Source organism: Gordonia polyisoprenivorans NBRC 16320 = JCM 10675 (assembly GCF_000241325.1).
Classification (GTDB): Bacteria; Actinomycetota; Actinomycetes; order Mycobacteriales; family Mycobacteriaceae; genus Gordonia; species Gordonia polyisoprenivorans.
In genome coordinates this window covers 113,861-138,986 of record NZ_BAEI01000087.1, presented here as the reverse complement: position 1 = coordinate 138,986, position 25,126 = coordinate 113,861, and the positions used below count along the sequence as shown (strand labels likewise).

Annotated in this window: 21 protein-coding genes; 11 read left to right on the top strand and 10 right to left on the bottom strand. The window is 67.2% G+C overall.

Translation table 11 applies throughout. The features are described from left to right. Positions 1-3: 3 nt before the first annotated feature. From GOPIP_RS24185 to GOPIP_RS24160, 6 genes are read right to left on the bottom strand one after another with little or no spacing between them, the layout of a single operon-like run. Entirely contained in the window at positions 4-1,512 is a 1,509-nt protein-coding gene (locus GOPIP_RS24185) for an NCS1 family nucleobase:cation symporter-1 (RefSeq protein WP_006372481.1), read from the bottom strand. A 24-nt stretch (positions 1,513-1,536) separates the two neighbouring features. Continuing rightward, positions 1,537-3,033, bottom strand: coding sequence for a CoA-acylating methylmalonate-semialdehyde dehydrogenase (locus GOPIP_RS24180; protein ID WP_006372480.1), 1,497 nt, complete (start codon positions 3,031-3,033; stop codon positions 1,537-1,539). Next, positions 3,030-4,361 carry an aspartate aminotransferase family protein gene (locus GOPIP_RS24175; protein ID WP_006372478.1) on the bottom strand — a complete coding sequence of 444 codons (1,332 nt, stop codon included), beginning with the start codon at positions 4,359-4,361 and terminating at the stop codon, positions 3,030-3,032. The genes GOPIP_RS24180 and GOPIP_RS24175 overlap by 4 nt, the downstream gene beginning before the upstream one ends. Position 4,362: 1 nt before the next feature. Then, complete coding sequence (locus tag GOPIP_RS24170) at positions 4,363-5,388, bottom strand: TIGR03842 family LLM class F420-dependent oxidoreductase (RefSeq protein ID WP_006372475.1); 1,026 nt, start codon at positions 5,386-5,388, stop codon at positions 4,363-4,365. Between the two features lie 7 nt (positions 5,389-5,395). Then, entirely contained in the window at positions 5,396-6,817 is a 1,422-nt protein-coding gene (gene hydA / locus GOPIP_RS24165; protein WP_006372473.1) for a dihydropyrimidinase, read from the bottom strand. Between the two features lie 26 nt (positions 6,818-6,843). Next, positions 6,844-7,692, bottom strand: coding sequence for a nitrilase-related carbon-nitrogen hydrolase (locus GOPIP_RS24160; RefSeq protein WP_006372472.1), 849 nt, complete (start codon positions 7,690-7,692; stop codon positions 6,844-6,846). Between the two features lie 194 nt (positions 7,693-7,886). Here GOPIP_RS24160 and GOPIP_RS24155 point away from each other — a divergent pair, with 194 nt between their 5' ends. Beyond that, a complete protein-coding gene (locus tag GOPIP_RS24155) occupies positions 7,887-9,269 on the top strand; it encodes an aminotransferase-like domain-containing protein (RefSeq protein ID WP_006372470.1) in 1,383 nt (460 codons plus the stop codon). 33 nt (positions 9,270-9,302) lie between these two features. Here GOPIP_RS24155 and GOPIP_RS24150 read toward each other — a convergent pair whose 3' ends face one another. Beyond that, on the bottom strand, positions 9,303-11,057 hold the full coding sequence (locus tag GOPIP_RS24150) for an AMP-binding protein (RefSeq protein WP_006372467.1): 1,755 nt from the start codon (positions 11,055-11,057) through the stop codon (positions 9,303-9,305). A gap of 91 nt (positions 11,058-11,148) precedes the next feature. Between GOPIP_RS24150 and GOPIP_RS24145 the strand changes: the two genes are divergently transcribed. The 3 genes from GOPIP_RS24145 to GOPIP_RS24135 all read left to right on the top strand — a co-directional run bounded on the left by GOPIP_RS24145 (position 11,149) and on the right by GOPIP_RS24135 (position 14,764). After that, positions 11,149-11,985 carry a TetR-type transcription factor C-terminal domain-containing protein gene (locus GOPIP_RS24145; protein WP_079931252.1) on the top strand — a complete coding sequence of 279 codons (837 nt, stop codon included), beginning with the start codon at positions 11,149-11,151 and terminating at the stop codon, positions 11,983-11,985. A gap of 149 nt (positions 11,986-12,134) precedes the next feature. After that, on the top strand, positions 12,135-13,100 hold the full coding sequence (locus tag GOPIP_RS24140) for a cyclase family protein (protein ID WP_006372461.1): 966 nt from the start codon (positions 12,135-12,137) through the stop codon (positions 13,098-13,100). After that, positions 13,097-14,764: a class I adenylate-forming enzyme family protein gene (locus GOPIP_RS24135; protein WP_006372459.1), complete on the top strand. Its 1,668-nt coding sequence runs from the start codon at positions 13,097-13,099 to the stop codon at positions 14,762-14,764. The genes GOPIP_RS24140 and GOPIP_RS24135 overlap by 4 nt, the downstream gene beginning before the upstream one ends. Positions 14,765-14,909: 145 nt before the next feature. Here GOPIP_RS24135 and lppU read toward each other — a convergent pair whose 3' ends face one another. Further along, a complete protein-coding gene (lppU, locus tag GOPIP_RS24130) occupies positions 14,910-15,470 on the bottom strand; it encodes an LppU family putative lipoprotein (RefSeq protein ID WP_006372457.1) in 561 nt (186 codons plus the stop codon). Between the two features lie 116 nt (positions 15,471-15,586). On the opposite strand from lppU, the gene GOPIP_RS24125 reads away from it, so the two are divergent. Genes GOPIP_RS24125 through GOPIP_RS24110 form a run of 4 tightly spaced genes read left to right on the top strand, consistent with a single transcriptional unit; the run spans position 15,587 to position 19,819 of the window. Beyond that, positions 15,587-16,867 carry a sensor histidine kinase gene (locus GOPIP_RS24125; RefSeq protein ID WP_006372456.1) on the top strand — a complete coding sequence of 427 codons (1,281 nt, stop codon included), beginning with the start codon at positions 15,587-15,589 and terminating at the stop codon, positions 16,865-16,867. Then, a complete protein-coding gene (locus GOPIP_RS24120; RefSeq protein ID WP_035728798.1) occupies positions 16,864-17,649 on the top strand; it encodes a LytR/AlgR family response regulator transcription factor in 786 nt (261 codons plus the stop codon). Before GOPIP_RS24125 ends, GOPIP_RS24120 begins: the two co-directional genes overlap by 4 nt. Next, a complete protein-coding gene (locus GOPIP_RS24115; RefSeq protein WP_006372454.1) occupies positions 17,646-18,071 on the top strand; it encodes a hypothetical protein in 426 nt (141 codons plus the stop codon). The genes GOPIP_RS24120 and GOPIP_RS24115 overlap by 4 nt, the downstream gene beginning before the upstream one ends. Continuing rightward, complete coding sequence (locus tag GOPIP_RS24110) at positions 18,071-19,819, top strand: sodium/solute symporter (protein WP_006372453.1); 1,749 nt, start codon at positions 18,071-18,073, stop codon at positions 19,817-19,819. Before GOPIP_RS24115 ends, GOPIP_RS24110 begins: the two co-directional genes overlap by 1 nt. Before the next feature lie 12 nt (positions 19,820-19,831). Here GOPIP_RS24110 and GOPIP_RS24105 read toward each other — a convergent pair whose 3' ends face one another. Then, positions 19,832-20,773 (bottom strand): dipeptidase, encoded by a 942-nt coding sequence (locus GOPIP_RS24105; protein ID WP_006372452.1) that lies wholly within the window; start codon positions 20,771-20,773, stop codon positions 19,832-19,834. A gap of 203 nt (positions 20,774-20,976) precedes the next feature. On the opposite strand from GOPIP_RS24105, the gene GOPIP_RS24100 reads away from it, so the two are divergent. The 3 genes from GOPIP_RS24100 to GOPIP_RS24090 all read left to right on the top strand — a co-directional run bounded on the left by GOPIP_RS24100 (position 20,977) and on the right by GOPIP_RS24090 (position 23,469). Continuing rightward, positions 20,977-21,345: a DUF485 domain-containing protein gene (locus GOPIP_RS24100; RefSeq protein WP_006372451.1), complete on the top strand. Its 369-nt coding sequence runs from the start codon at positions 20,977-20,979 to the stop codon at positions 21,343-21,345. Then, positions 21,342-22,973 (top strand): monocarboxylic acid transporter, encoded by a 1,632-nt coding sequence (locus GOPIP_RS24095; RefSeq protein ID WP_006372450.1) that lies wholly within the window; start codon positions 21,342-21,344, stop codon positions 22,971-22,973. The genes GOPIP_RS24100 and GOPIP_RS24095 overlap by 4 nt, the downstream gene beginning before the upstream one ends. A 70-nt stretch (positions 22,974-23,043) precedes the next feature. Next, the gene (locus GOPIP_RS24090; RefSeq protein ID WP_006372449.1) at positions 23,044-23,469 is read left to right on the top strand and encodes an HIT family protein; all 426 of its coding nucleotides are present in this window, start codon (positions 23,044-23,046) and stop codon (positions 23,467-23,469) included. Between the two features lie 169 nt (positions 23,470-23,638). Here the strand turns inward: GOPIP_RS24090 and GOPIP_RS24085 are convergent, their stop codons facing one another. Then, positions 23,639-25,054: an amidase gene (locus GOPIP_RS24085; protein ID WP_020172405.1), complete on the bottom strand. Its 1,416-nt coding sequence runs from the start codon at positions 25,052-25,054 to the stop codon at positions 23,639-23,641. Positions 25,055-25,126: the final 72 nt, after the last annotated feature.

Here is a 25,126-nt window from a genome sequence, read left to right as displayed (position 1 = left end):
GGCTCACGCCTGTGAGCCGGTGACCTCGCTTCCGACTTCGGACTCCACCGGGACGTCGGCGGTCGAGCGACCCGCGACCCGACCCGCACCGGTGAACCGGCTCAGGACCAGCATCAGGATCGCGCCGAGCGCCGCGCCGACCGGCCAGCTCAACGCCGTGATGTTCTGCGACTCGGGCACCAGCGCCACCAGCGCGGCCACCACACCCGAGATCACCAGTGCCGCCACCGCGGCCGGGTTGAATCCCCGGGTGAAGTGGTAGGCACCGTCGGGGTCGACCGAATACAGATCGGCGACCTTCGTCTTCTCCCTGCGCAGCAGGTAGTAGTCAACGATGAGGATGCCGAACACCGGGCCCATCAACGAACCGACACCGCCGAGAAAGTACACGATCGCGGTCTCGCTACCCCAGACCTTCCACGGCAACACCACGATCGAGAGCACCGCGGTGATGATGCCGCCGGTCCGGAACGAGATGTACTTGGGCGCGACGTTGCTGATGTCATAGGACGGCGAGACGAAGTTCAGCACGATGTTGATGCCCACGGTGGCGATCGCGAACAACACCGCGGCGATCACCACGACGACGTTCGAGTCGATCTTGGACACCAGCGCCACCGGGTCGAGCGTGCCGTCGCCGAACACCTTGAGCGAGCACAAGGAGATGATGATCGAGAGCACCACGAATGCCGTCTCGTTGAGTGGGATGCCCAGGGCGTTGCCGCGTTTGATCGCCTTCTTCGACGGCGCGAACCGTGCGAAGTCGGCGTAGTTGACCAGCGGGCCGGCCATGTAGGCGATCATCAGGAAGGCGACGGCGACGAAGGCGGCGATGGTACTCGGCAGCGACAACACGTCGCCGACGCGCGCATGCCAGTTGATGCTCCAGTCGGCCTGTTCGAGCATCCAGATGGCCAGCGCGATCATGCCGATCCACACCACCGGTCCCGCGAAATCCGAAGCCTTGCGGACGATTTCCATACCGTAGCTGAGCACCAGCAACTGCACCGCCCAGAGCACCATGAAGGTGATCCAGCCCAGCGGGCTCTGCCCGAGGAAACCACCGGTGGTCCACGATTCCATGCCCGGCCAAATGCGCACGATCAGCACGATCACCGCCAGCGATGCCAGGTAGGTCTGGATGCCGTACCAGAATACCGCGACCAGTCCGCGCAGCAGGGCGGGGATGTTGGCGCCGAAGATGCCGAAGGTGGCGCGGGCGAACACCGGGAACGGTACGCCCACCTTCTGCCCGGCGACACCGATCAGGTTGGAGCCCAACCAGAGTCCGAGCACGCCGACGAACAGCGCGAGCATCGTCTGCCACCCGGACAGGCCCAGGGCGAGCATGCCGATGGCGAAGGTGTAGCTACCCAGGCTGTGTGCCGAGGTCATCCACAGACAGAACAGATCCCACGAGCGCCAGGTGGCCTTGCCCTCCGCGGTGGGCGCGAGATCTGCATTGAGCAGCGCCGAACGCTCCGGCGTCTGCTGAATTGTTGTGTCGGTCATCAGTTCTCCGAAAAGTGAAGTGGGTCAATCATGCTGGGGGAAACCCAGGTTGATGCCGCCGTGTGACGGATCCAGCCACCGCGATGTGACCGCCTTCTCCCGTGTGAAGAAGGCGTAACCGGCACTGCCGTACGCCTTCGCGTCGCCGAACAGCGACGCCTTCCAACCCCCGAAACTGTGGTAGGCCACCGGAACCGGGATCGGCACGTTGATCCCGATCATCCCGACGGTGACCTCCCGCTGGAATCGTCGGGAGGCCCCACCGTCGTTGGTGAAGATCGCCGTGCCGTTTCCGTAGGGAGAAGCATTGATGATCTCGACGCCTTCGGCGAAGCCGGGCACCCGGACCACCGAGAGCACCGGTCCGAAGATCTCGTCGGTGTAGGCCGCCGAGTCGAGCGGCACCCCGTCGAGCAGCGTCGGGCCCAGCCAGAATCCGTCGGCGCCGCCGTCGAACTCACCGTCGCGACCGTCGACGACGACGCGGGCGCCGTCGGCCTTGGCGATGTCGATGTAGCCCGACACCTTGTCGCGGTGGGCCGCGGTGATCAGCGGACCCATGTCGCAGCCCTTGCGGCCGTCGCCGGTGCGCAGGCCGGCCATCCGGGAGGCGATGCGCTCGATCAGCTCGTCGGCGATCGAGTCGACCGCCAGCAGTACCGACACCGCCATGCATCGCTCACCGGCACTGCCGAATCCGGCGTTGACCGCGGCGTCGGCGGCCAGGCCGAGGTCGGCGTCGGGCAGCACCAGCATGTGGTTCTTCGCACCGCCGAGTGCCTGCACCCGCTTGTCGTGTGCGGTGCCGGTGGCGTAGACGTACCGCGCGATCGGTGTGGACCCGACGAAGGAGATCGCCGGGACGTCCGGGTGGGTCAGCAGGGCGTCGACGGCCTCCTTGTCGCCGTGTACGACGTTGAGCACTCCGGGCGGCAGACCGGCCTCGGTCATCAGCTCAGCGAGCCAGTTCGCCGCGGACGGGTCCTTCTCACTGGGCTTGAGGATCACGGTGTTGCCGGCCGCGATGGCCAGCGGGAAGAACCACAGCGGCACCATCGCCGGGAAGTTGAACGGGCTGATGATCCCGACCACGCCCACCGGCTCGCGCACCGAGTACACGTCGACACCGGTCGAGACATTCTGGGAGAACTCACCTTTGGACAGCTGCGGCATGCTCAGGGCAAGCTCGACGACCTCGAGTCCGCGCGCGATCTCGCCGGCCGCGTCGGAGAGCACCTTGCCGTGCTCGGCGGTCAGGATCTCGGCGAGCTCGTCGCGCCGCGCGGCGAGCAGTTCGCGGAAGCGGAGCATGACTGCCTGACGCGCCGCGATGGAGGCGTTGGCCCACCCGTCGAAGGCGCCGACGGCGGTGGCGACGGCCTGCGAGACGTCGGCGGCACTGGCCAACCGCACCTGCTTGCTGACCTCACCGAGCGCCGGGTCGTAGACCGGAGAGGTGCGCTCGGAATCCCCCGCCCATGCCTTGCCCCCGACGTAATGGTCGAGCACCGTGGTGGTCACTTCGTCACTCCTTCGATCGTCGTGCTGGACAGTACTTCTCGATAGATGGCCATGGCCTCGCGGACCTCGCCGTCGGAGACGATGCACGGCGGGACCACGTGGATGCGGTTCTCGGCGGTGAACGCGAGCAGCCCGCGCGCGGCGAGTTCGGACTTCAGTCCGGCCACCTGCGCCGCGGGCAGCGGTTCCCGGGTGGCGCGGTCGGTGACGAGTTCGATCGCCCAGAACACGCCGACGCCGCGGACCTCGCCGATGATCGGCAATTGCGCTGCCAGCGCCTCGAGTTCGGGTCCGATGACCTCGGCGCCGACGCGTGCGGCATTCTCGACGATGCCCTCCTCGGACATGGCGTCGAGGGCGGCGACGACCGACGCCGCCGCCAGCGGGTGCCCGCTGTAGGTCAGTCCGCCCGGGAAGACCCGGTGGGCGAAGGTCTCGGCGATGGCGTCGGAGATGATGACCCCGCCGATCGGCACGTATCCGGAGTTGACGCCCTTGGCGAAGGCGATGAGGTCGGGCACCACGTCGTGCGGTTCGAAGGCGAACCACGTTCCGGTGCGGCCGAATCCGGCCATGACCTCGTCGGCGATGTAGACGATGCCGTACTTGTCGGCGAGCGCGCGCACGCCGGCGAGGTAGCCGGGCGGCGGCACCATGATCCCCGCGGTCCCGGGTACCGATTCGAGCAGGATCGCCGCGATGCTCGCGGGCCCCTCCGCGACGATGGTTCGCTCCAGATGTGCCAGTGCCCGTTCGCATTCCTGCTCCGGGGTGCTCGCCCAGAACTCCGAACGGTAGAGGTAGGGACCGTGGAAATGGACGTGGCCGCGCGCGAATTCGTTGGGCACGCGTCGCCAGTCGCCGGTCGCGACGACGGCGGCACCGGTGTTGCCGTGATAGGAGCGGTAGGTGCTGAGCACCTTGTCACGGCCGGTGTGCAGGCGGGCCATGCGGATCGCGTTCTCCACCGCGTCGGCGCCGCCGTTGGTGAAGAAGACCTTGTTCAACCCGTCGGGGGCACGGTCGACGATCCGTTTGGCGGCCTCGCCGCGGGCGAGGTTGGCCGTCGCCGGGGCGATGGTGCACAACGTCTGTGCCTGCTCGGCGATCGCCGCCACCACACGCGGATGCTGATGCCCGATGTTGGTGTTGACCATCTGGCTGGAGAAGTCCAGGTAGCTGCGCCCGGCATCGTCCCACACCCGGCAACCGCTGCCGCCGGTGATGACCATCGGGTTCAGATCGGCCTGCGCCGACCACGAATGGAAGACATACTGGCGGTCGAGCTGATAGGCGCGCTCGTGCACCGAGCTCTCGAGAGTGCTCATCTCACTGCTCCTTTCGCACGGCGACGCCGCCGCGGGTGAGGGTCGGGATGATGTGCTCGCCGTACATGCGCATCGTCTCCTCCTTGTTGTCGTGTTGGAGGTAGCCGGCGAACTGGTCGACACCGAGTTTGCCGAGCGCCTCGAGTTTGGTGAGGTGGTCCTCGACGGTCCCCAGCACGCAGAAGCGGTCGACGATCTCGTCGGAGACGAAGTCGGCGTGGGTGTTCCCGACCTGGCCGTGCTGGTTGTAGTCGTACCCCTCACGGGTCTTGATGTAGTCGGTGAGGGCGGCCGGGATCGAGCCGTCGGTGCCGTAGCGTTCGACGATGTCGGCGACGTGATTGCCGACCATGCCGCCGAACCACCGGGACTGATCACGCTGGTGATCGAGGTCGTCGCCGACGTACATCGGTGCTGCCACACAGAATTTCACGTCGTAGGGGTCGCGGCCGGCATCCGAGGCCGCGGAGCGGACGGTGTCGATCATCCACGACGCGATGTCGAGATCGGCGAGTTGCAGAATGAATCCGTCGGCGATCTCACCGGTCAGTGCCAGCGCTTTCGGGCCGTAGGCGGCCACCCAGACCGGCAGTGACGAACCGGAGCTCCACGGGAATCGGACCGTGGAGCCGTTGATCTCGACCTCACGGGAATTGCCGAGTTCGCGGATGACGTTCACCGACTCGCGCAGATCACGCAGGGTGGTCGGCTTGCCGCCGGTGACACGAACCGCCGAATCACCGCGCCCGATACCGCAGATGGTGCGATTGCCGTACATCTCGTTGAGCGTGGCGTACAGCGATGCGGTGACCGTCCAATCGCGCGTCGCGGGATTGGTGACCATCGGCCCCACCGTGACGCGCCGGGTCTCGGCGAGCATCTGGGCGAACAGCACGTAGGGCTCCTGCCACAGCACGTGCGAGTCGAACGTCCAGACATGGCTGAAGCCATGCGATTCCGCGAGGCGGGTGAGCGCGATGGTGCGCGCCGACGGCGGATGGCACTGCAGGACAACTCCGAAATCCATGATGCTCCTAGATGAGGTACTGGCTGAGTTCACGGCGGACGAACTTCCCGTGGCCCTTGGTGCCGACGTAGTCACGGTCTGCGACGACCACCGAACCGCGGGACAGGACGGTGTCGACGGCGCCGTCGATCTCGTATCCCTCCCACGCGGAGTAGTCCATGTTCATGTGGTGGGTTTTGCCCATGCCGATCGACGTGTGCCCGGCGGGGTCGTAGATCACGATGTCGGCGTCGGCGCCCGGTGCGATGACACCCTTGCGTCCGTAGAGGCCGAACATCCGGGCCGGGGTGGTCGCGGTGATCTCCACCCAGCGTTCGAGGCTGATCTTGCCGTCGACCACCCCTTGGTAGAGCAGGTCCATCCGGTGTTCGACCGAGCCGATGCCGTTGGGGATCTTGGTGAAATCCCCGATGCCCATGTCCTTTTGGCCCTTCATGCAGAACGGGCAGTGGTCGGTGGACACCAGTTGCAGATCGTTGGTGCGCAGGGCTTGCCACACCTCGTCCTGGTGGTGATCGTGCTTGGATCGCAGCGGCGTCGAGCACACCCACTTGGCGCCCTCGAACCCCGGTGCGCCGAGCTGATCCTCGAGCGAGAGATACAGGTATTGCGGGCAGGTCTCACCGTAGACGTTCTGTCCGGCGTCGCGGGCGGCGGCGAGTTGGCCGACGGCCTGCTTGGCCGAGACGTGCACGATGTAGAGCGGTGCGCCGGTGAGGTTTCCGAGCATGATCGCCCGATGGGTGGCCTCCTCCTCCAACTGCCAGGCGCGGGCGATGCCGTGATAGTACGGATCGGTCTTGCCCGCGGCGACGAGTTGCTCGGCGAGGACGTCGATCGCCGGACCGTTCTCGGCGTGCATCATGGTCAGCAAGCCGGTCTCGGCCGAGACCTGCATGGCCCGCACGATCTGCGCGTCGTCGCTGTAGAAGACGCCCGGATAGGCCATGAACAGTTTGAAACTGGTGATGCCCTCGTCCTGCAGGCCGGCCATGGCGGCCAGCGAGTCGGCGTTGACGTCGCCCACGATCTGGTGGAACGAGTAGTCGATTGCGCATTCGCCGTCGGCCATCGAGTGCCAGGTGGCCAGCGAATCCTGCAGTCGCTCACCGAACTTCTGCACGGCGAAGTCGATGATGGTGGTGGTACCACCCCACGCCGCGGCCCGCGTGCCGGTCTCGAAGGTGTCGCTGGCCTGCGTGCCGCCGAACGGCATCGACATGTGGGTGTGTGCGTCGATACCGCCCGGGATGACGTACTTGCCGGTGGCGTCGATGACGGTGTCGGCGGTGGTGGCCAGATCGGCGCCGAGCACCGTCGAACCGGGTTCGAGCAGGGCGACGATGCGCTCGCCGTCGACCAGGACGTCGGCGGTGCCCTTGCCGGTGGCCGAGACGACGGTGCCGCCGTGGATGAATGTGGTTGCCATGGAGATCCTCTCGCGAGAAGGCGCGGTCAGCGGGCGGGGATGGCGTCGTAGCTGTCGGGGCGGCGATCGCGGTAGAACTGCCAGTCGTTGCGGACCGTGCGCACCAGGTCGAGATCGAGGTCGCGGATCACGATCTCCTCGGTGTCGGTGGAGGCGACCTCGCCGACGTAGTTGCCGCGCGGGTCGGCGAAGTAGGAGCTGCCGTAGAAGGTGACCGCCTTGTCGCCGAATTCACCGCTCTCGGTGCCGATCCGGTTGTTGGCGGCGACGAAGTACTGGTTGGCGGCCGCGGCGGCGGGCTGCTCGAGTTCCCACAGGCGGTTCGAGAGCCCGGGTTTGGTGGCCGAGGGGTTGAAGACGATCTCGGCGCCGTTCAGGCCCAGTTCCCGCCAGCCCTCGGGGAAGTGCCGGTCGTAGCAGATGTAGACGCCGACCTTGCCGACCGCGGTGTCGAAGACCGGGTAGCCGAGGTTGCCGGGCCGGAAGTAGAACTTTTCCCAGAAGCGGTCGACGTCGGGGATGTGGTTCTTGCGGTACTTGCCCAGGTAGCTGCCGTCGGCGTCGATGACCGCGGCGGTGTTGTAGTAGAGGCCCGCCATCTGCTCCTCGTACACCGGCAGCACGATGACGATGCCGAGTTCCTTCGCGATCGCGGCGAAGCGTTCGGTCAGCGGGCCCGGGACGGACTGCGCGTACTCGTAGTACTTGGCGTCTTCGACGATCCCGAAGTACGGACCGTGGAAGAGCTCCTGGAAGCAGACGATGGTCGCGCCCTGAGCCGCGGCCTCACGGGCCAGGCCTTCGTGCTTGACGACCATGGACTCCTCGTCCCCGGTCCATTCCGCCTGGGTGATCGCCGCTCTGATCACGGTCATCGCTTGTTTCCTCCGTCGTCGGTGGGACTCGTCAACTTGTGATTGAATAAATGACACTCTGGCGAGTAAACATTTCCGGAATATTTCTCACTATGGAGTATGTGTTACGACCGCGGGGCCGAAACGACAGAATCTCCTCACAAGACACTTCTCGACCCCGACCGACCGCCCCGACCGACCCACCGAGGTATCCGATGACCGTGCACGACCCCGCCACCGAGGTGACGCCGCAGCGCATCGTGATCGACGACCCCACGCCTGCGGGGATCGCCGGCGCCATCGGACGGATGATCCGCAATGGTGAACTCGTCCCGGGTGATCGCCTGCCCACGGTGCGCGACCTGTCCGCCCAGCTCGGGGTCTCCCCCGCGACCGTCAGTTACGGATGGAAGGCGTTGTCCCGCTCGGGCCTGGTGGTCTCGCGCGGACGCAGCGGCACGTTCGTCGCCGACGGCGCCATCGCGCCGGACGTGCCCCGGGTGTCGCGCACCGCGACGATGGCCCGCACCCACGGCAGCATCGGGCTCGATCTGTCGAAGGGGTCACCGGACCCCGAGCTGCTCCCCGAACTGAAAGCCGCACTGTCGAATGTGGCCGAGCGGGCCGCGACGACCAGCTATCACGATCATCCCGTGGTTCCCGAGCTCGGCGACCTGCTGCGCACCCGTTGGCCGTCCAAGGCGCAGGCACTGACCGTCGTCGACGGCGCCCTCGACGCGGTGACCCGCTCGCTGCAGGCGGTCACCCGCTTCGGTGACCGCGTCATCGTCGAGGACCCGACGTTTCCGCAGTTCCTCGATCTCCTCGACACCCTTGGCCTGCAACACATCCCGGTGCCGATCGACCGCCACGGGCCCGATCCGGATGCGTTCGCCCGCGCGATGGCCCAGGCCCCCACGGTGGCGCTCCTGCAGCCGCGTGCCCACAACCCGACCGGTGTCAGTATGACCGCGTCCCGCGCCCGCGATCTCGCGCGTGCCGTCCGGGGGACGCGGTGCGTCGTCATCGAGGACGACCACAGCGGTGCCGCCGTGGCCGCCCCCGACATCAGCCTGGGCCGGTGGCTGCCCGATCAGGTGGTCCATGTGCGCAGCTTCTCCAAGTCACACGGCCCGGACCTGCGGATCGCCGCGATGACCGGTCCGCGCGAGGTGATCGACCGGGTCACCGCCACCCGTATGCTCGGACCCGGCTGGACCCCGCGCCTGCTGCAACGGGTGCTCTATGAACTGCTCACCGACGAGACGTCCGTCGCCGCCGTCGACAACGCCCGCGCGGCGTATCGGGCCCGCCGCGCAGCACTGGTCGAGGCGTTGGCGGACAAGGGAATCGACGTGGGCGGCACCGACGGCCTCAATGTGTGGGTGCCCGTCTCCGACGAACGCAACGCATTGATCCATCTGGCCGCCAACGGCATTCAGGTCGCACCGGGTGATCCATTCATCGTCGAGCCGCAGCGCGGCGGCGACCACGTGCGCGTCACGATCGCCACGCTGCGCGACGACGTCGAGCGGGTCGCGGCGACCCTCGCGGCAGCGGCGTCGGGAAACCAGGCGGATTTCTACCCGTTGCGGTGATCGGGGCCGGTGGTGGGGTCGGGCAGGGTCACCTCACCGCAGCTTGCGCCGCAACAACTTCCCGGTGGCGGTGCGGGGCAATTCGCCGACCAGCTCGATCTCGCGCGGATATTTGAAGGCCGCCAGATGATCTCGGCAGTAGTCGATCAGTTCCTGCTCGGTCGGCGCGACCGTCTCCGCCGAATCCTCTTCGGCGACATCCTTTTCGGAGGCTTCCATTTCGGCAACAACAACGAAGGCCTTGACCGACTCGCCACGGTAGTCGTCGGGGATGCCGACCACCGCCGCGTCGATGACCGCGGGATGAGTACGTAGGACCCGCTCGACCTCGTTGGGCCAGACCTTGAATCCGGAGGCATTGATGATCTCGCTCTTGCGGTCGATGACGTAGAACCAGCCATCGGTATCCATGAAACCGATGTCCCCGGTGCGCAATTCGCCACCGACGAAGGCCTCGGCATCGGCACGAGGGTTACGCCAGTAGCCGCCGATCACCTGCGGGCCGGAGACCACCAGCTCGCCGATCTGGCCGGGCGGTAGATCTGTTCCGTCATCACCGACGATGCGGACGACGGTGTCGAAGACCGGCACCCCGACCGAGAGCACCCCGGTCTCGGAGTCGAAGGGCGCCTGCGCGCCGATGGGCACCATATGCGACGGCGACGACGTCTCGGTCAGTCCGTAGACGTTGTGGATGTAGCCTCCGAGACGATCCTGTAGGCGCGAGGCAATCGCCGGATCGATCGGCGCCCCACCGGACAACCGCAGTTCCAGGGAGTCGAGATCCTCTGGCAGCAACGATGGTTCGTCGGCGAGTGCGATGTAGGCGGTGATCACCGCGACCATGAACCGGGGCCGGGTGCGGCGGATTGCGTCGAGGACGACGTCGGCCCGGAACCGGTGGGTGAGTACCAGCGGGGACCCGGTCAGCATCGACAGTGCCGCGGCGCCGATCAGACCGGTGACATGGAACAGCGGGGAGGCGGCGAGGATCGGCTCGGCCCCGAGTGCGCACCATCGTCGGTAGACGTGCGCGCTGAACACGACGTTGGCGTGGGTCAGGCACGCCCCCTTCGGCGGCCCGGTGGTTCCGGAGGTGGCCATCACCACCGCGATGTCCCGCGGGCCGATCGGTCGAGGCGCAAAGCCCTGCCGCGCATGCCCATTCGCGATCAGTGTGCGCAGGTCGACGGCATCGGCGACGGTGCGGCGGGTGACCTCGGCGAAGAGCCTCGGCTCGTCGACCGGACCGCTCGGTCCGTCCACCGGTGACGTGGTGATCACGACGCGCACACTGCTGGTTCCGTCGGCGAGCAGTGGTGAGACGACGTCGAGGTAGAGGTCGTCGAGGGCGACCAGGGCCGTCGGCGTGTGGTCGTGGAGTCGTTGCCGGAGTTCGTCGGCGGTGACCATCGGGCTGATGAGCGCGGCGATCCCGCCGGCCCGCCACGCCGCGACGAGACAGATCACGAACGCCGGGTCGTTCTGCAGGAGCAGGGCGAGTCGATCGCCGGGTGCGAAGCCACGCGCGACCAGCAGACCGGCCACCGCGTCGGCAGCCTCGTCGACCTCCCGCCACGTCATCGTCTGTCCGAGGTAGTCCAGGGCGATCTCGTCGGGCCGGTCGGCGACGGTCGCCTCGAACATCTGCACCGCATTGGCCACGCCCGGTGTCAGGTGTGCACCCAGATCCGGCGCATAGTGGACCAGCCACGGGCGCCGGTCGTAGTCGCCGGGGGCCGGGCCGCTCGTCGATCGTCGGGGATCAGGGTCGTCTGGTGTGCGCATCGCGTGCGTGAGTGTACGGCCGCAACCCGTGCAGCAGTGGTGAACGCACGAATCGCGACGCGCGCCCGACTCGACCCGTACATTGTTCAGCGTGACTGAACCTGCGGTGGGTGCCGCGGTGCGACGAGCGCGGGAGAACGCGGGGATGACCCTGCGTGATCTCGCGGGGCGCCTCGAGGTCAGTGTCGGCACGATGAGCGCGATCGAGAACAACAAGGTCGCCGTCACCGTCGAGCGACTCAACGCCGTCGCCGCGGTGCTCGGGGTAACCGCCGGCGCATTGCTGGCCGGCGATACCTTCGTCCGTCCGACCCCGGCACGCGGGGACGACGACTGGCGACACTTCGCCGACCTCGACCTCGATCCCGTCCTGGCCGCCGCGGTGGAGGTGTTCACCGAGACCGGCTATCACGGTGCCACCATGCGCGTGGTCGCCGGCGCGGCGGGGATCAGCGTCGCCGGGATCTATCACCACTACCGGAGCAAGCAGCAGCTACTCGTCGCGCTCTTCGACGTCATGATGACCGAGGTGCACTGGCGGATGTCGGCAGCTGCGGATGAAAACCCGCATCCGGTGCCATCTTTCGCGCTCATGGTGGAGGCGCTCGCCCTGTGCCACACGCACCGGCGCGACCTCGCCTTCATCGCCGCCACCGAGATGCGCAGCCTCGAGGAGCCCGACCGAACCCGCGTCGCCGACTCCCGACGCCGTGTCCAACAGCACCTCGACGTCGTTGCCGCGGACGCCGTGGCGGCCGGCGAGTTCACCACCCCCAACCCGCACAACACCGGACGGGCCATTGCCACGATGTGCATGGCATTGCCCTACTGGTACTCGCCCGGCGGCCCGCAATCACCGGCCGAGGTCGCCGCCGAATACGCCGAACTCGCCCTGGCGATGATGGGCCATCGAGTTCAGCAGAACTGAACTCGCCCGGCGCACTTCGTCACCCGAACACCGCTGTGCCGAGGGGGTTGACGCACCCCGGGGGCATCTGTGATGCTCATCTCACTGAACCCGGCCTGAACGATCGCTCGGACAGTTCAGAACATTCGCTCATCACTGGAGGATCAACGATGACCACCGCTCCCGAAGCTCCTGCACTCACCGAACTCCTCGACAACGCGCCGACCAACTGGGGCAAGTGGGGACCCGACGACGAGGTCGGCAGCCTCAACTACCTGACCGCCGAACAGGTGATCGCCGGCGCGTCGCTCATCAAGAAGGGCGCGCTGTTCACCCTGCAACGCCTGATCGGCGACCCGAAGGGTGATCCGGTCTGGCCGGGCCGCAGCCCCGCCACCCGCGAGATGATCCTCGACGAGTCGCACTGGGACGACGGTGGCGACGGCCCCGCGTTCCCCGGCGGCCTGCACTACGCCGACGACAAGATCAACGCCTTCCTGCAGGGCTCCACGCAGTACGACGCCCTGGGCCACGTCTGGTACGGCGGCAAGATCTGGAACGGGTATGACGCCCGGACCACCATCGGCGGCCTCGACAAGGCCAGCGTCGAGCCGATCGCCGAGCGTGGCGTCGCCGGCCGGGCCGTGCTGCTCGACATGGCGCGCCACCGCGGCGTCGACCACCTCGGCCCGCGCGAGACCTACGATCACACCGATCTCGAAAAGTGTGCGCAGGCACAGGGAATCGAGATCAAGCCGCGCGACATCCTGATCATCCGGACCAACCATCTCGAATTGTTCTTCCAGCAGGGCGACAAGTTCTACGACGACTTCTGCGAGCCGGGCCTGGTCTACTCGCCCGAACTCGTGGAATGGTTCCAGGCCAAGGAGATCCCCAACCTGGTGACCGACACCATCGCCAACGAGATCACCACCGACCCCAACAACGGTGTCGCCCTGGTGCTGCACAACGCGTTGATGCGCAACCTCGGCATCGCCTTCACCGAGATCTGTGATCTCGAGAAGCTCGCCGCCGACTGCGCCGACGACGGAGTGTACGAGTTCTTCTATGTCGCAGCACCGTTGAAGATCCACAACGCCACCGGCTCGCCGGTCAACCCGGTGGTGATCAAGTGAGCGAGGGTCTCTACGCCGCGCGGCCGTGGTTGTCGCTGTACCCACCGGGCACCGCCGGTGACATCACGACGGAGTACGCGTCGGGCCTGGCGTTGTTCGACGCCGCCGTCGCCGAGAATCCCGACGACGTCTTCCTGATCTACTTCGATCAGTCGTTGACCTTCGCCGAGGTCGATCGCGCCTCGCGTGCCGTCGCGGTCACGTTGCGCGAGCATGGCTTCGGCGATGGCGACCGCCTCGGTCTGTACGTCCAGAACAATCCGGCGTTCGTGATCGGACTCCTCGCCGCGTGGCGGGCCGGCGGCGCCGCCGTGGCGATCAACCCGATGAACAAGGCCCGCGAGCTCACCTATCTGCTCACCGATTCCGGTGCCGTGGCGTTGCTCACCCTCGACGACCTCTACACCGGTGTCGCCAAGGGGGTCATCGAGTCGGGGGCGACGTCGGTGCACACGGTGATCACGTGCTCCGCGTTGGACTTCCAGACGCGCTGCGATCCCCGGTTGTTCGCCGAGCTCGAGCGCACCCGGCCCGAGGGGACTCTCGATCTGGTGACCATCATCGACGACTTCGTCGGTGGTGATCTCCCCGAAGTCTCCCCCGGCCCCGATGATCTGGCCGTCCTCGCCTACACCTCGGGAACCACCGGTAATCCCAAGGGCGCCATGAACACCCATGGCAATCTGGCGTTCAACGCGCAAACCTATCGGGACTGGACCGGACTGAAACCCGGCGAAGGAATCCTCGGTATCGCGCCGCTGTTCCACATCACCGGACTGGTCGGTCACGTCATGTTCGCGATGATCGCCCGCTCACCACTGATCCTGGCACATCGCTTCGAGCCGTCGGTCATGCTCGACGCCATCCGCGAACACCGCCCGGTGTTCACCGTCGCCGCGATCACCGCATTCAACGCTCTCGCGTCGGCGCCGGGTGCCGGCGCCGACGACTTCGAGAGTCTGCGCATCCTGTACTCCGGTGGCGCGCCCATCGCCCCGGCGATGGGTGATCGGCTCGAGCAGGTCTTCGGGGCCTACATCCACAACATCTACGGACTCACCGAGACCAATTCTCCGTCTCACGGTGTGCCGCTGGGTGTTCGGGCGCCGGTCGATCCCGCGTCGGGAGCGTTGTCGGTGGGTGTGCCGGTGTTCAACACGGTGGTGCGCGTCGTCGACGAGGCGGGCAACGACGTCGCCGTCGGCGAGGTCGGCGAGTTCGTGACGTCGGGCCCACAGGTGGTGCCCGGATACTGGAACAAGCCGGAGGCCACCGAGAAGTCGATCCCCGGCGGCGCCCTGCACACCGGTGACGTTGGCTTCATGGATGCCGACGGCTGGTTCTATCTCGTCGACCGCAAGAAGGACATGATCAACGCCTCGGGCTACAAGGTGTGGCCACGTGAGGTCGAAGACGTGCTCTACACCCATCCGGCGGTGCGTGAGGCAGCAGTGGTCGGCGTACCCGAGGACTATCGTGGCGAAACCGTGAAAGCCTATGTGTCCCTTCGGGAGGGACAGTCCGTCGATCCCGACGAACTGATCGCCTTCTGCAAGGAGCAGATGGCCGCCTACAAGTACCCGCGCTCGGTGGAGGTGGTCGGGGATCTCCCCAAGACCGTCACCGGCAAGATCCTTCGGCGGGAATTGCGCGACCAGGGCTGACGCCCACAGCGCCCTCCCCAGCGCCGACAGCGCTCTCCTCACCGCCGACAGCGCCCAGTTCAACGCCGACAGCGCTCACCAGCGCCGTGACAGCGCTTTGCTGGGCGCTGTCGGCGCATGGACGGGCGCTGTCGGCGCCGAACTCTCAGCTCAGCTTCTCCACGCAGACGACCTTGTGCCGCTGATCGTAGGTGTAGTAGTTGGTTGTCGCGTCCGGGCAACCACTCTCGTCGGTCGCTCCGGGGAGTACAGCAAGGATGCGACGGGCGTCGGAATCGGTGGAGCTGCACGGGACGTGCGCCGGGTCGCCGAAGCTCGGAACTGTCATGCATTGTCCGACAACCCAATCCGTGTCGAGGCACAGCGCGCCCTGTTGGGTGCCGCCCTGGGTGACGTAGTAGGTCTGGTCGACGTCGGACGGGCAGGCCTCCTTGGTCGGCGATTTGGCCACCACCACATAGTTGGCGGGCGCCTGTCCGCAGGTCGCGTGGTCGATCTTGGCGTCCATCATCGTGCCGGACAGGTAGACGCACTGCCCGATCGCGGCGTCGAAGTCGACGTCGTCACCGGCGTCCTGGCTCTCGGTGACCGAAGAGACCGGCGTGGACTTGCTGAACGGCAGCGCCGAACAGCCGGTCAGCGCAAGCGCAATCAGCCCCGCCACCCCGAGCGCACCCACGAGTCTCGCCGACAGATATCGCACCATTCTGGATTCCCCCTTCACGCTGGCCCCCTGCCATCGCCGGAGAAACTGTACGACACATCCGGCAATGTTCCGATCCCGGGCTCGCCGATCGCGCGACAATGAGTCGGTGAATTCCGATGTCGAGTGATCTCGCGGCGATCGTGGTGGTGTTGGCCGCGCTGATCGTCGTCGGCCTCGTGGTCCTCATCCGGACCCGGCGGGTGGTCGCGACGCCGACCGAGCGCGCCGTACACACCGCCTTGCACACGGCGTCGCTGGCTGCGCGATCACTACGGGGCGGGCTCGGTGCCGAATCCGCGCGCGACGCCCTGCCACCTCTGCGTTCGCTGACCGCTGCGCAGGGGGTGGCCCTGTACGACGCGGACGCCGAAGCACTCGCCCACGACGACGACCCGGTGTGGACCACGCGTGTGCTGAGCGCGGCCGACGCGGCGGCGGCCTCGGCGCTGGCGCAGCAGCGGCGGGTACTCGTCAACGATCCGTCCGGTCCGGACTCCCCGGTGCGCGCGCTGGTCGCCGAGCCGCTGATCGCCGGGGACGCCGGCGCGGGAGCGCTCGTCGTCGCGACGGTGAGTCGCCCGGGCCCGGGCATGCTCGGCGCCATCGCGGAGGTCGCCCGGTACGTCTCCGATCAGGTGGAGCTGGCCGAGCTCGACGCCTCGCGGGCGCGGCTCGACCGCGCCGAGGTCCTCGCCCTGCGCGCACAGATCAGTCCGCACTTCATCTACAACGCGCTCAACACGATCGCGTCATTCGTGCGCACCGACCCCGACCGGGCACGCGAACTGATCATCGAGTTCGCCGACTTCACCCGCTACTCGTTCCGCGCGGCGGGCGAGTACACCCTGCTCTCCGACGAACTGCGCAACATCGATCGCTACCTGACCCTCGAACGCGCGCGCTTCGGTCCGGCGCTCGACGTGAAACTGCATGTGGCGCCAGAGGTTCTGGGTGTTGTGCTGCCGTTCCTGGCCCTGCAGCCGCTGGTCGAGAACGCGGTGCGGCACGGGCTCGCCGCCAAGGGCGGCGGATCGATCACGATCACCGCGCGCGACGAGGGCACCGACTGCGTCATCACCGTCGAGGACGACGGCGTCGGCATGGACCCCGAGCTCCTGCGGTCCGGAGACATCGACGCGCTCGATCCGCCCGCCGACGCCACGCCCTCGCGCGACGAATCGGCGACATCAGACCCGGGCGCACGCGACGGGTCGGCAACATCGGACCCGGGCGCACGCGACGGGTCGGCGGGAGCCCGGGTCGGCCTGACCAATGTGGATCATCGGCTGCGCGCGGCATTCGGCAACGACTACGGCCTGGTGGTCGACACCGGCATCGGCGCGGGCACCAAGGTGGGGATGCGGGTCCCCAAATTCCGTGCCGGGGTGCGAGTATGACACCCATGGCACTGTCGGTCCTGGCTGTCGACGACGAACGCCCTGCCCTCGACGAACTGGTGTTCCTGCTGCGCCGCGCGCCCGGGATCGGCGAGGTCTTCGCCGCCGGCGACGCCACCGGAGCGCTGCGTGAACTCGGCGACCACCGGATCGACGCGGTCTTCCTCGACATCAACATGCCCGGCCTCTCGGGCATCGAATTGGCCACCGTGCTGCGCAAGCTCAGCAGTCCCCCACAGATCGTGTTCGTCACCGCCCACGACGACCGCGCGGTCGACGCATTCGACGTCGGCGCGCTGGACTATCTGCTGAAACCGTTGCGCGAGGACCGGTTACGTGAGGCGGTGGATCGGGTCGCCGCCGCGGCCGCGCCACCCACGACCACCCCCGAGTCGACCGCGCGTGACGACGACGTCATCCCCGTCGAACTGGGCGGGGTGACCTCGCTGATCCGACGGGATTCGATCTCGTGGGTCGAGGCCGTCGGCGATTACGCCCGGCTGCATTCGGCGGACGGTGCACACCTCGTGCGAATTCCGCTGTCCACCCTCGAATCCCGGTGGCAGGACAAGGGCTTCGCGCGTATCCACCGGTCGTATCTGGTGGCGCTGGGTATGGTGACCGGGCTGCGGGCCTCCGGGTCGACGACGATGGTGGCGGTGCGCGCCAACGGCCACTCGGAGGCGGTGGAACTCCCGGTGAGCCGCCGGCAGGTCCGAGAACTCAAGGATCGCCTCATCCGGGACCCGATGCGCGCCTACCGAACCGGAGACGACCAGTGACCTCGGGCCGGGGCGAGACGCCTTCGGGCCCGGAGCGACCACCGCAGCGGGAGCGGGTGGTGCTGGCCCGCCGACGCGGCGCACGCGTGGTGCGCACGCGGGTGGAGGTGCACGAGCAGACCGAGGTCGGCGACGCCCTGGTCCGCGGCCTGATGCGCGCACAGCTGGGTTTGGCGTTGCGGCTGGGCCTGAGCGTGACGGCGATCATCGCACTGGTTCCGTTGCTGGGCATCGTCTTTCCAGCGCTCGGCGAGTACGCGGTGTTCGGTATCCGGGTGTCCTGGTTGGTCCTCGGGGTGCTCGTCTATCCGCTGCTGTATCTGTTCGGCAGACTCTACGTGCATCTGGCCGAGCAGGCCGAGCGCGACTTCATGGGCGTCGTCGACGACGATGCGGGCGCCGGCCCCTCGGAGCACGACTGATGTCGGGGACGATCCTGACCGCGTTCGCTCTCGTCGCGGCGGCACTGGCGACCATCGTCATCGGTGCCTACGGTGGGCGCTTCGCGCGTACCACGTCTGACTTCCTGGTGGCCTCACGCAGCGTCGGCTCCCGATGGAACGCCGCCGCGGTGTCCGGTGAATACCTCTCGGCGGCATCATTTCTCGGTGTCGCCGGACTCGTCGCCAAATACGGTGCGGATGCCCTGTGGTATCCGGTCGGTTTCACCGCGGGATATCTCGGGCTGTTGCTGTTCGTCGCCGCCCCGCTGCGACGCTCGGGCGCCTACACCGTGCCCGACTTCGCCGAGTTCCGGCTCTCGTCGAGACCCGCACGCCAGACGGCGATGCTGGTGGTGGTCGTCGTGTGCGTGTTGTATCTGATTCCCCAGTTCCAGGGCGCCGGACTGACTCTCAACATCTTGCTGGGCGTACCGGTCTGGGTGGGCGCAGTGGCCGTCGGGGTGATCGTGATCGTCAACGTCGTCGGCGGTGGCATGCGCTCGATCACGTTCGTCCAGGCATTCCAGTACTGGTTGAAGCTCACCGCGATCGGGGTACCCGCGCTGGCCCTGGTGATCGTGTTCCTCGCACACCGTGAGCCGGTCGGCGAGCCCGCCCCACCGCGCGTCGACGTCGCCACCACCGTCGACATCACCACCGACACCGTGCTGTCGGTCCCGGAGACCGCCGGGGTGCACGTCACCGGGACCATCGACGGCTCACACGTCGACGACGCCGCCTTTCGCGCGCCCGGTGAGTACACATTGAGCTCGGGCAGCACCATCCGGCTCGACGCCGGCGCAGCCACCCCGGTGGTGGCCGGCGCCCCGACGACCGGTGCGTCCTGGGTGGCGCCGGGCGGTGGGCTCGGCGGCAATCATCCCCTGTACCAGGTGTATTCGATCATCATCGCGACCTTCCTCGGCACCATGGGACTGCCGCATGTGCTGGTGCGGTTCTACACCAACCCGGACGGACGCTCCGCACGCCGGACCGCCCTTACGGTGATCGCCCTGCTCGGCCTGTTCTACCTGTTCCCGATGGTGCTCGGGGTCTTCGCGAGACTCTATGTGCCGCAACTGTTGATCACGGGCACCTCCGATGCCGCGGTGCTGCTGTTGCCGTCGGCGGCGATCGGCGGGGTGGCCGGCCAACTCCTCGCCGCACTCGTGGCCGCGGGCGCGATCGCCGCGTTCCTCGCGACCTCGTCGGGACTGCTCGTCAGTGTGGCCGGGGCGATCTCCACCGACGTCCTGCGTGGGCGCATCCGCGATTTCCGGGTCGCCGCCGTGATCGGCGGGGTGATCCCCATCGTGTTCAGTGTGGCCGCAACGTCTCTGGAGTTGTCGCGCACGGTCGGTCTGGTGTTCGCGGTCGCGGCCTCGACCCTGTGCCCGTTGCTGATCCTCGGCATCTGGTGGCGCCGACTGACCCCAGCGGGCGCCATCACCGGCATGCTGGTCGGTGGTCTGTCGTCGGGCACCGCAACATCATTGGCGATCGCCGGCGGTATCGGGGACACCTCACTGGGCGGATGGCCCGCGGTCATCGTCGGCTTCCCCGCGGCGGTGACCGTACCGCTCGCCTTCGCGACGATGATGCTCGTCAGCCTCGCCACCCGCACCCGCGTGCCCGGCGACCTCTCGCGCACCTTCGCGCGGATGCACGTCCCCGAACGGGTCGGGATGGGCGTCGAACGCCTCCCCCGCGACGGGGCGGCGCAGTGAGGTCACGCACCGTCACCAGGAGCACTCAGCAACCCGCCGAAAGTTGCCGCCGAGTACCGCGGTGATGTCGTCGGCGGCCCAACCACGTTGGGCCAGATGGCTTCCCAGGGTGACGAAAGCCTCCGGCGCCATCCAGCGGATCGGACCCCACCGCGTGTAGGACTCGTCGAACGCCTCGGGATGGTCGCGGATCTCGGCGAGGAAGTCCTCGGCGTCGAAGGAGTGATCGGTGCTGACGCCGACGTGCTCGATGCCGACGAGTTCGACCGCGTACTCGAGGTGGCGGGTCATCGCCTCGAGCGTCGGGGTGTTGGGGCCGAGGAAGATCCCGACACCGGTGATCCCGACGACCCCGCCGGTCGCGGCGCACTCGCGGGCCTGATCGTCGGTGATGTTGCGAGGGTGATCCCACACACCGCGCATGCACGAATGGCTGTAGATGACGGGCTTGCTCGACACCTCGCACAGATCGAGGCCGGTGCGCACCGAGCAGTGCGAACCGTCAGGCACCATCCCGGCCGAATTCATCTCGGCGACGAGGTCGCGACCCCACGCGGTCAGTCCGGTGTCGTCGGTATCGAGGCATCCACACCCGGCGCGGTTGGCGTGGTTGTACGTCGGGAGCATCGTGCGAACGCCGAGGTCGACGAACCGGGCGACGTTGTCGAGGTCACCGTCGAGGGGATTGGAGTCCTCGAGATCGAAGGCCACCGCGATCCGCCCGACCGCGGCCTCGATGTCGGACGGCGTCGTCGCGAGCGCCAGGCCCGGGTGGTCGGTGATCGCGGCCCGGAAACGCCTCAGCAGCAACGACGAATCGTCGAAGCTCTGCGGTGAGTAGCCGACGTTGACCGACACATATGTCGGTCCGTTGCGGTCGAATCGCCGCAGGTATCCGACGTCGGCGTCGGGTTGCAGCGGCAGACATGCATGCTGATCCCACAGAAGCGTCATACGGCCATCCTCTCCCACCGTCGTGTGGTTGCGGGCCGATCGACTCCGACCGTTCGTCTGGGCCGACCGACCGCCCACCGCACGGATGACCGGTTTCGTCGTGTGACCCGCGCCACCCCATTGTGTGTGACATGGCCCTCATCGACTCTGTGAGTCATCGACCATCACAGTTTGGGCGAACCATCACAGTTTGGGAGGATCTCGTGTCCACTGTCGACCAACCCACGCCGGCGTCGCCGCCGGCGCCCGCGCATCCGACGGGCGAACAATACGTCGCGATGCAGGCCAGTCCGCAATTCCAGGATCTCAAGCGCACCCTGCGCCGCTTCGTGTTCCCGATGACCGCCTTCTTTCTGCTGTGGTACGCGGTGTACGTGCTGCTCGGGGCGTTCGCGCACGACTTCATGGCAACCCGGGTGTGGGGCGACATCAACCTCGGGCTCATTCTCGGCCTGCTGCAGTTCGTGACGACGTTCGTCATCACCGGGCTCTACGTCCGCTTCGCCAATCGTGACCTCGACCCCAAGGCCGAGGCGATCCGCACCGAGATGATGAACGAGGCCGCCAAATGACCACTCTCGCAGCATCTGCCGCCGTGGGTAACCCCATCGCGAACATCGCCATCTTCGTCGCCTTCGTCGCCATCACGTTGTTCGTGGTGATCCGCGCGAGCAAGAAGAACGCGTCGGCCACCGACTACTTCACCGGTGGCCGCACGTTCTCCGGACCCCAGAACGGCATCGCCATCGCCGGTGACTATCTCTCCGCCGCCAGCTTCCTCGGCATCGCCGGCGCCATCGCCGTGTACGGCTATGACGGCTTCCTCTACTCCATCGGATTCCTCGTGGCATGGCTGGTGGCATTGCTGCTCGTCGCCGAATTGCTGCGCAACACCGGCAAATTCACCATGGCCGACGTCTTGAGCTTCCGCCTCAAGCAGCGCCCGGTACGACTGGCGGCGGCGATCTCGACGCTGGCGGTCTCGCTGTTCTATCTGCTGGCGCAGATGGCCGGCGCCGGCGGTCTGGTCGCCCTGCTGCTCGACGTGACATCGCGGACCGGGCAGTCGATCGTGATCGCCGTGGTCGGCGCCCTGATGATCGTCTATGTGCTCGTCGGCGGAATGAAGGGCACCACCTGGGTGCAGATCATCAAGGCTGTGCTGCTGATCGCGGGTGCCGCGTTCATGACGGTCCTGGTGCTGGCCAAGTTCGGGCTCAACGTGTCCCACATCCTGGGTGGCGCGCAGGATGCGATCAGCGGATCGTCTAGCGAAAAGGTCGCCGCCCGTGACGTTCTCGCGCCCGGCGCCAAGTACGGCGGGTCGATGGAATCGCAGATCAACTTCATCTCACTGGCCATCGCCCTGGTTCTCGGCACCGCCGGCCTACCGCATGTGCTGATGCGTTTCTACACCGTCCCGACCGCGAAAGAGGCTCGGCGCTCGGTGGTCTGGGCGATCGCGCTCATCGGTGCGTTCTACCTGTTCACCCTCATCCTCGGTTACGGTGCCGCCGCGATCGTCGGACCCGACCGCATCCTCGCGGCCGCCGGCAAGGAGAACGCCGCAGCGCCACTACTCGCCTTCGAACTCGGTGGCACGATCCTGCTCGGCATCATCGCAGCCGTCGCGTTCGCGACGATCCTCGCCGTCGTCGCCGGACTGACGATCACCGCCTCGGCGTCCTTCGCCCACGACATCTACGCCAGCGTCATCAAGCGCGGCAAGGTCAGCGAGGACGAGCAGGTCCGCGTATCACGCTACGCCGCAATCACTCTCGGCGTCCTCGGAATCGTGCTCGGCATTCTCGCCAACGGCCAGAACGTGGCCTTCCTGGTGGCCCTGGCGTTCGCCATCGCCGCTGCGGCCAATCTGCCGACAATTGTGTATTCGCTGTACTGGAAGCGCTTCAACACCCGCGGTGCGCTGTGGAGCATCTATGGTGGCCTCGGTTCGACGCTGCTGCTCATCGTGTTCTCGCCCGCGGTCTCCGGTAAGGCCACCTCGATGATTCCCGGCGCCGACTTCGCCTGGTTCCCGTTGGAGAATCCCGGCATCGTCTCGATCCCGTTGGCCTTCGTGCTCGGTATCGTCGGCACGCTGACCTCGCCGTCGGATCGCGGTACCCCGGAACGCAACGCCGAGATGGAGGTTCGCTCCCTGACCGGCGTGGGCGCCGAAGAGGCGGTGGCGCACTAAGACGCCATCCGACGACCCGAAGGCGTGTCTCCCGAGGTGATCTCGGGAGACACGCCTTTACCATTCGGGCATGACCAACTGCATCTTCTGCGCGATCGTCGCGGGTACGGCGCCGAGTGTCCGGGTGTCGGAAACCGAGGCCACCTACGCGTTCATGGACATCGCGCCGGGCAACGACGGCCATCTGCTGGTGATCCCCAAGCGCCACAGCACCGATCTACTCGACATCGACGCGCAGGATCTGACCGCGGTCACCCTCGAAGCGCAGCGGATCGCCCGCGCCGTGGTCGGCGACCTCGACGCCGACGGCGTGAATCTCCTCAACTGCTGCGGCGCCGACGCCTGGCAGACCGTCTTCCACTTTCACCTGCACGTCATACCGCGTTACGCCGATCGGGATCGGGACCGCCTGCGACTGCCCTGGCAGCCGGGTGTCCCGGGAGATCGACAGGTGATGACGGACTTCGCGGATCGGCTGTCGGTCGCGCTGGGCTGAGGGGCGCTGGACTGGGAGTACATCGGTCAAAGAGGCACGGCCTAGGCGAGTATCCGTCGAGCAACGCCGTTGTCGGTCAGAGCACCGACGCTGATCACGTCGACATCGATGCCCAGTAATTCCGTCAGCTCGTCGATCAACACCCGACATCTCCCCCAGAGTTCCGGCGTCAGCCGGCGTCGTTGATTCGTGCGAACGGTTGTGCCGCCTCGAGTTCGTAGGCGAGTTCGAGCAGCGTGCGCTCGTCACCGAGGTCGGTGGTGAAGTGCATGCCGAGGGGCAGGCCCTGCGAGGTCTGCGCGAGCGGCAGGCTGATACCCGGCGCGCCGGAGGTGTTGTTGGCCGGGGTGAACGCGACGTAGCGGGTCAGCCGGTCGAAGATCTCGTCGAAATCGCCTGCGGGATCGAGGTATCCGATCTTCGGGGTGGTGTGTGCCAGCGTCGGCGAGAGGACCGCGTCGAAGCGGGCGAAGGTTTCCCGGAAGCGCACGGTCGACTGTTTGAGTCCGCGGATCACCGACGGCGTACGCCACATGCGGCGCAGGTACATGCGCGAGAGTCCGCGGGTGAACGAATCGAGCTTGCTGCGGTCGAAACCCTTGTCGATCATCCGTTTTCCGAATCGGTCCAGCGAGAACGCCAGCATCGCCCAGTAGTCGGTGAACTGGGTGACGTAGGCACGGTCGACGGGAACCGGGATGAATTCGGTGCGATGGCCCAGGCTTTCGAGGAGTTCGGCGGTGGCGGTCAGGCCGGCCTGGGTGTCGTCGTCGAGCAACTGTCCGGTCAGCGGCTCGGTGAGCATGGCGATGCGCAGGCGCCGCTCCGATGGCCCCTCGACGAGGCCCACGGGTGGGAGACCCGGTGCCGGACAAAACTTCTCGGCATCGGCGAGGAAGTGGGCGGTGTCGCGCACACTGCGACTGATGACCCCGTTGGAAATGAGGTCGATGGGCATCGCCGTACCCTCGGGCGAGGCCACCACCCGGTCGCGGCTGGGTTTGAGTCCCACGAGTCCGCACGCGGCGGCCGGAATCCGGATCGATCCGCCGCCGTCGTTGCCGTGCGCGATCGGCAACGCCCCCGATGCGACGAGTGCGGCCGATCCGCCGGAGGACGCGCCCGAGGAGTAGTCGGTGTCCCAGGGATTGCGGGTGGGGTCACGGTCGACGAATTCGGTCGTCGCGGTCAGGCCGAACGCCGGCAGCGTCGACGCCCCGACGATGTTCAGTCCGGTGGCGAGCAGCTGATCGGTGAACGGCTCGTTGGCAGTGGCCACCCGCTCGGGGACCGCCGCGGACCCGTGGGTCGTCGGGATACCCGCCATCAGGGTGTTGTTCTTGATGACCGAGGGCACACCGGCGAACACCCCGCCACCGAAATCGTCGTCGGCGGCGCGCTTGCGGGCACGTTCCCTGTCGTCGACGGCGATCGCGTTGATCTGCGGGTTGACCCGGTCGATCCGCTCGAGCGCGGCGTCGACGGCCTCGGTCGCCGAGATCTCCCCCGCGGCGATGGCCGCCGCCACGCCGAGTGCGTCGGACTGCCCGAGTGCGTCGTCACCGAATGCATGCACATGCCTCATGCGCGCCCACCCTAGCGGGCGTCGACCCTGATAGCGTCCACTCCATCCACAAGCACACGAAACGGGGCCCGG

Coding starts and splice junctions, on each gene's coding strand:
- GOPIP_RS24185 (WP_006372481.1), bottom strand. CDS start 1,512: ATGACCGACACAACAATTCAGCAGACGCCGGAGCGTTCGGCGCTGCTC.
- GOPIP_RS24175 (WP_006372478.1), bottom strand. CDS start 4,361: ATGAGCACTCTCGAGAGCTCGGTGCACGAGCGCGCCTATCAGCTCGAC.
- GOPIP_RS24170 (WP_006372475.1), bottom strand. CDS start 5,388: ATGGATTTCGGAGTTGTCCTGCAGTGCCATCCGCCGTCGGCGCGCACC.
- hydA (WP_006372473.1), bottom strand. CDS start 6,817: ATGGCAACCACATTCATCCACGGCGGCACCGTCGTCTCGGCCACCGGC.
- GOPIP_RS24160 (WP_006372472.1), bottom strand. CDS start 7,692: ATGACCGTGATCAGAGCGGCGATCACCCAGGCGGAATGGACCGGGGAC.
- GOPIP_RS24155 (WP_006372470.1), top strand. CDS start 7,887: ATGACCGTGCACGACCCCGCCACCGAGGTGACGCCGCAGCGCATCGTG.
- GOPIP_RS24150 (WP_006372467.1), bottom strand. CDS start 11,057: ATGCGCACACCAGACGACCCTGATCCCCGACGATCGACGAGCGGCCCG.
- GOPIP_RS24140 (WP_006372461.1), top strand. CDS start 12,135: ATGACCACCGCTCCCGAAGCTCCTGCACTCACCGAACTCCTCGACAAC.
- lppU (WP_006372457.1), bottom strand. CDS start 15,470: ATGGTGCGATATCTGTCGGCGAGACTCGTGGGTGCGCTCGGGGTGGCG.
- GOPIP_RS24125 (WP_006372456.1), top strand. CDS start 15,587: ATGTCGAGTGATCTCGCGGCGATCGTGGTGGTGTTGGCCGCGCTGATC.
- GOPIP_RS24120 (WP_035728798.1), top strand. CDS start 16,864: ATGACACCCATGGCACTGTCGGTCCTGGCTGTCGACGACGAACGCCCT.
- GOPIP_RS24110 (WP_006372453.1), top strand. CDS start 18,071: ATGTCGGGGACGATCCTGACCGCGTTCGCTCTCGTCGCGGCGGCACTG.
- GOPIP_RS24105 (WP_006372452.1), bottom strand. CDS start 20,773: ATGACGCTTCTGTGGGATCAGCATGCATGTCTGCCGCTGCAACCCGAC.
- GOPIP_RS24095 (WP_006372450.1), top strand. CDS start 21,342: ATGACCACTCTCGCAGCATCTGCCGCCGTGGGTAACCCCATCGCGAAC.
- GOPIP_RS24090 (WP_006372449.1), top strand. CDS start 23,044: ATGACCAACTGCATCTTCTGCGCGATCGTCGCGGGTACGGCGCCGAGT.
- GOPIP_RS24085 (WP_020172405.1), bottom strand. CDS start 25,054: ATGAGGCATGTGCATGCATTCGGTGACGACGCACTCGGGCAGTCCGAC.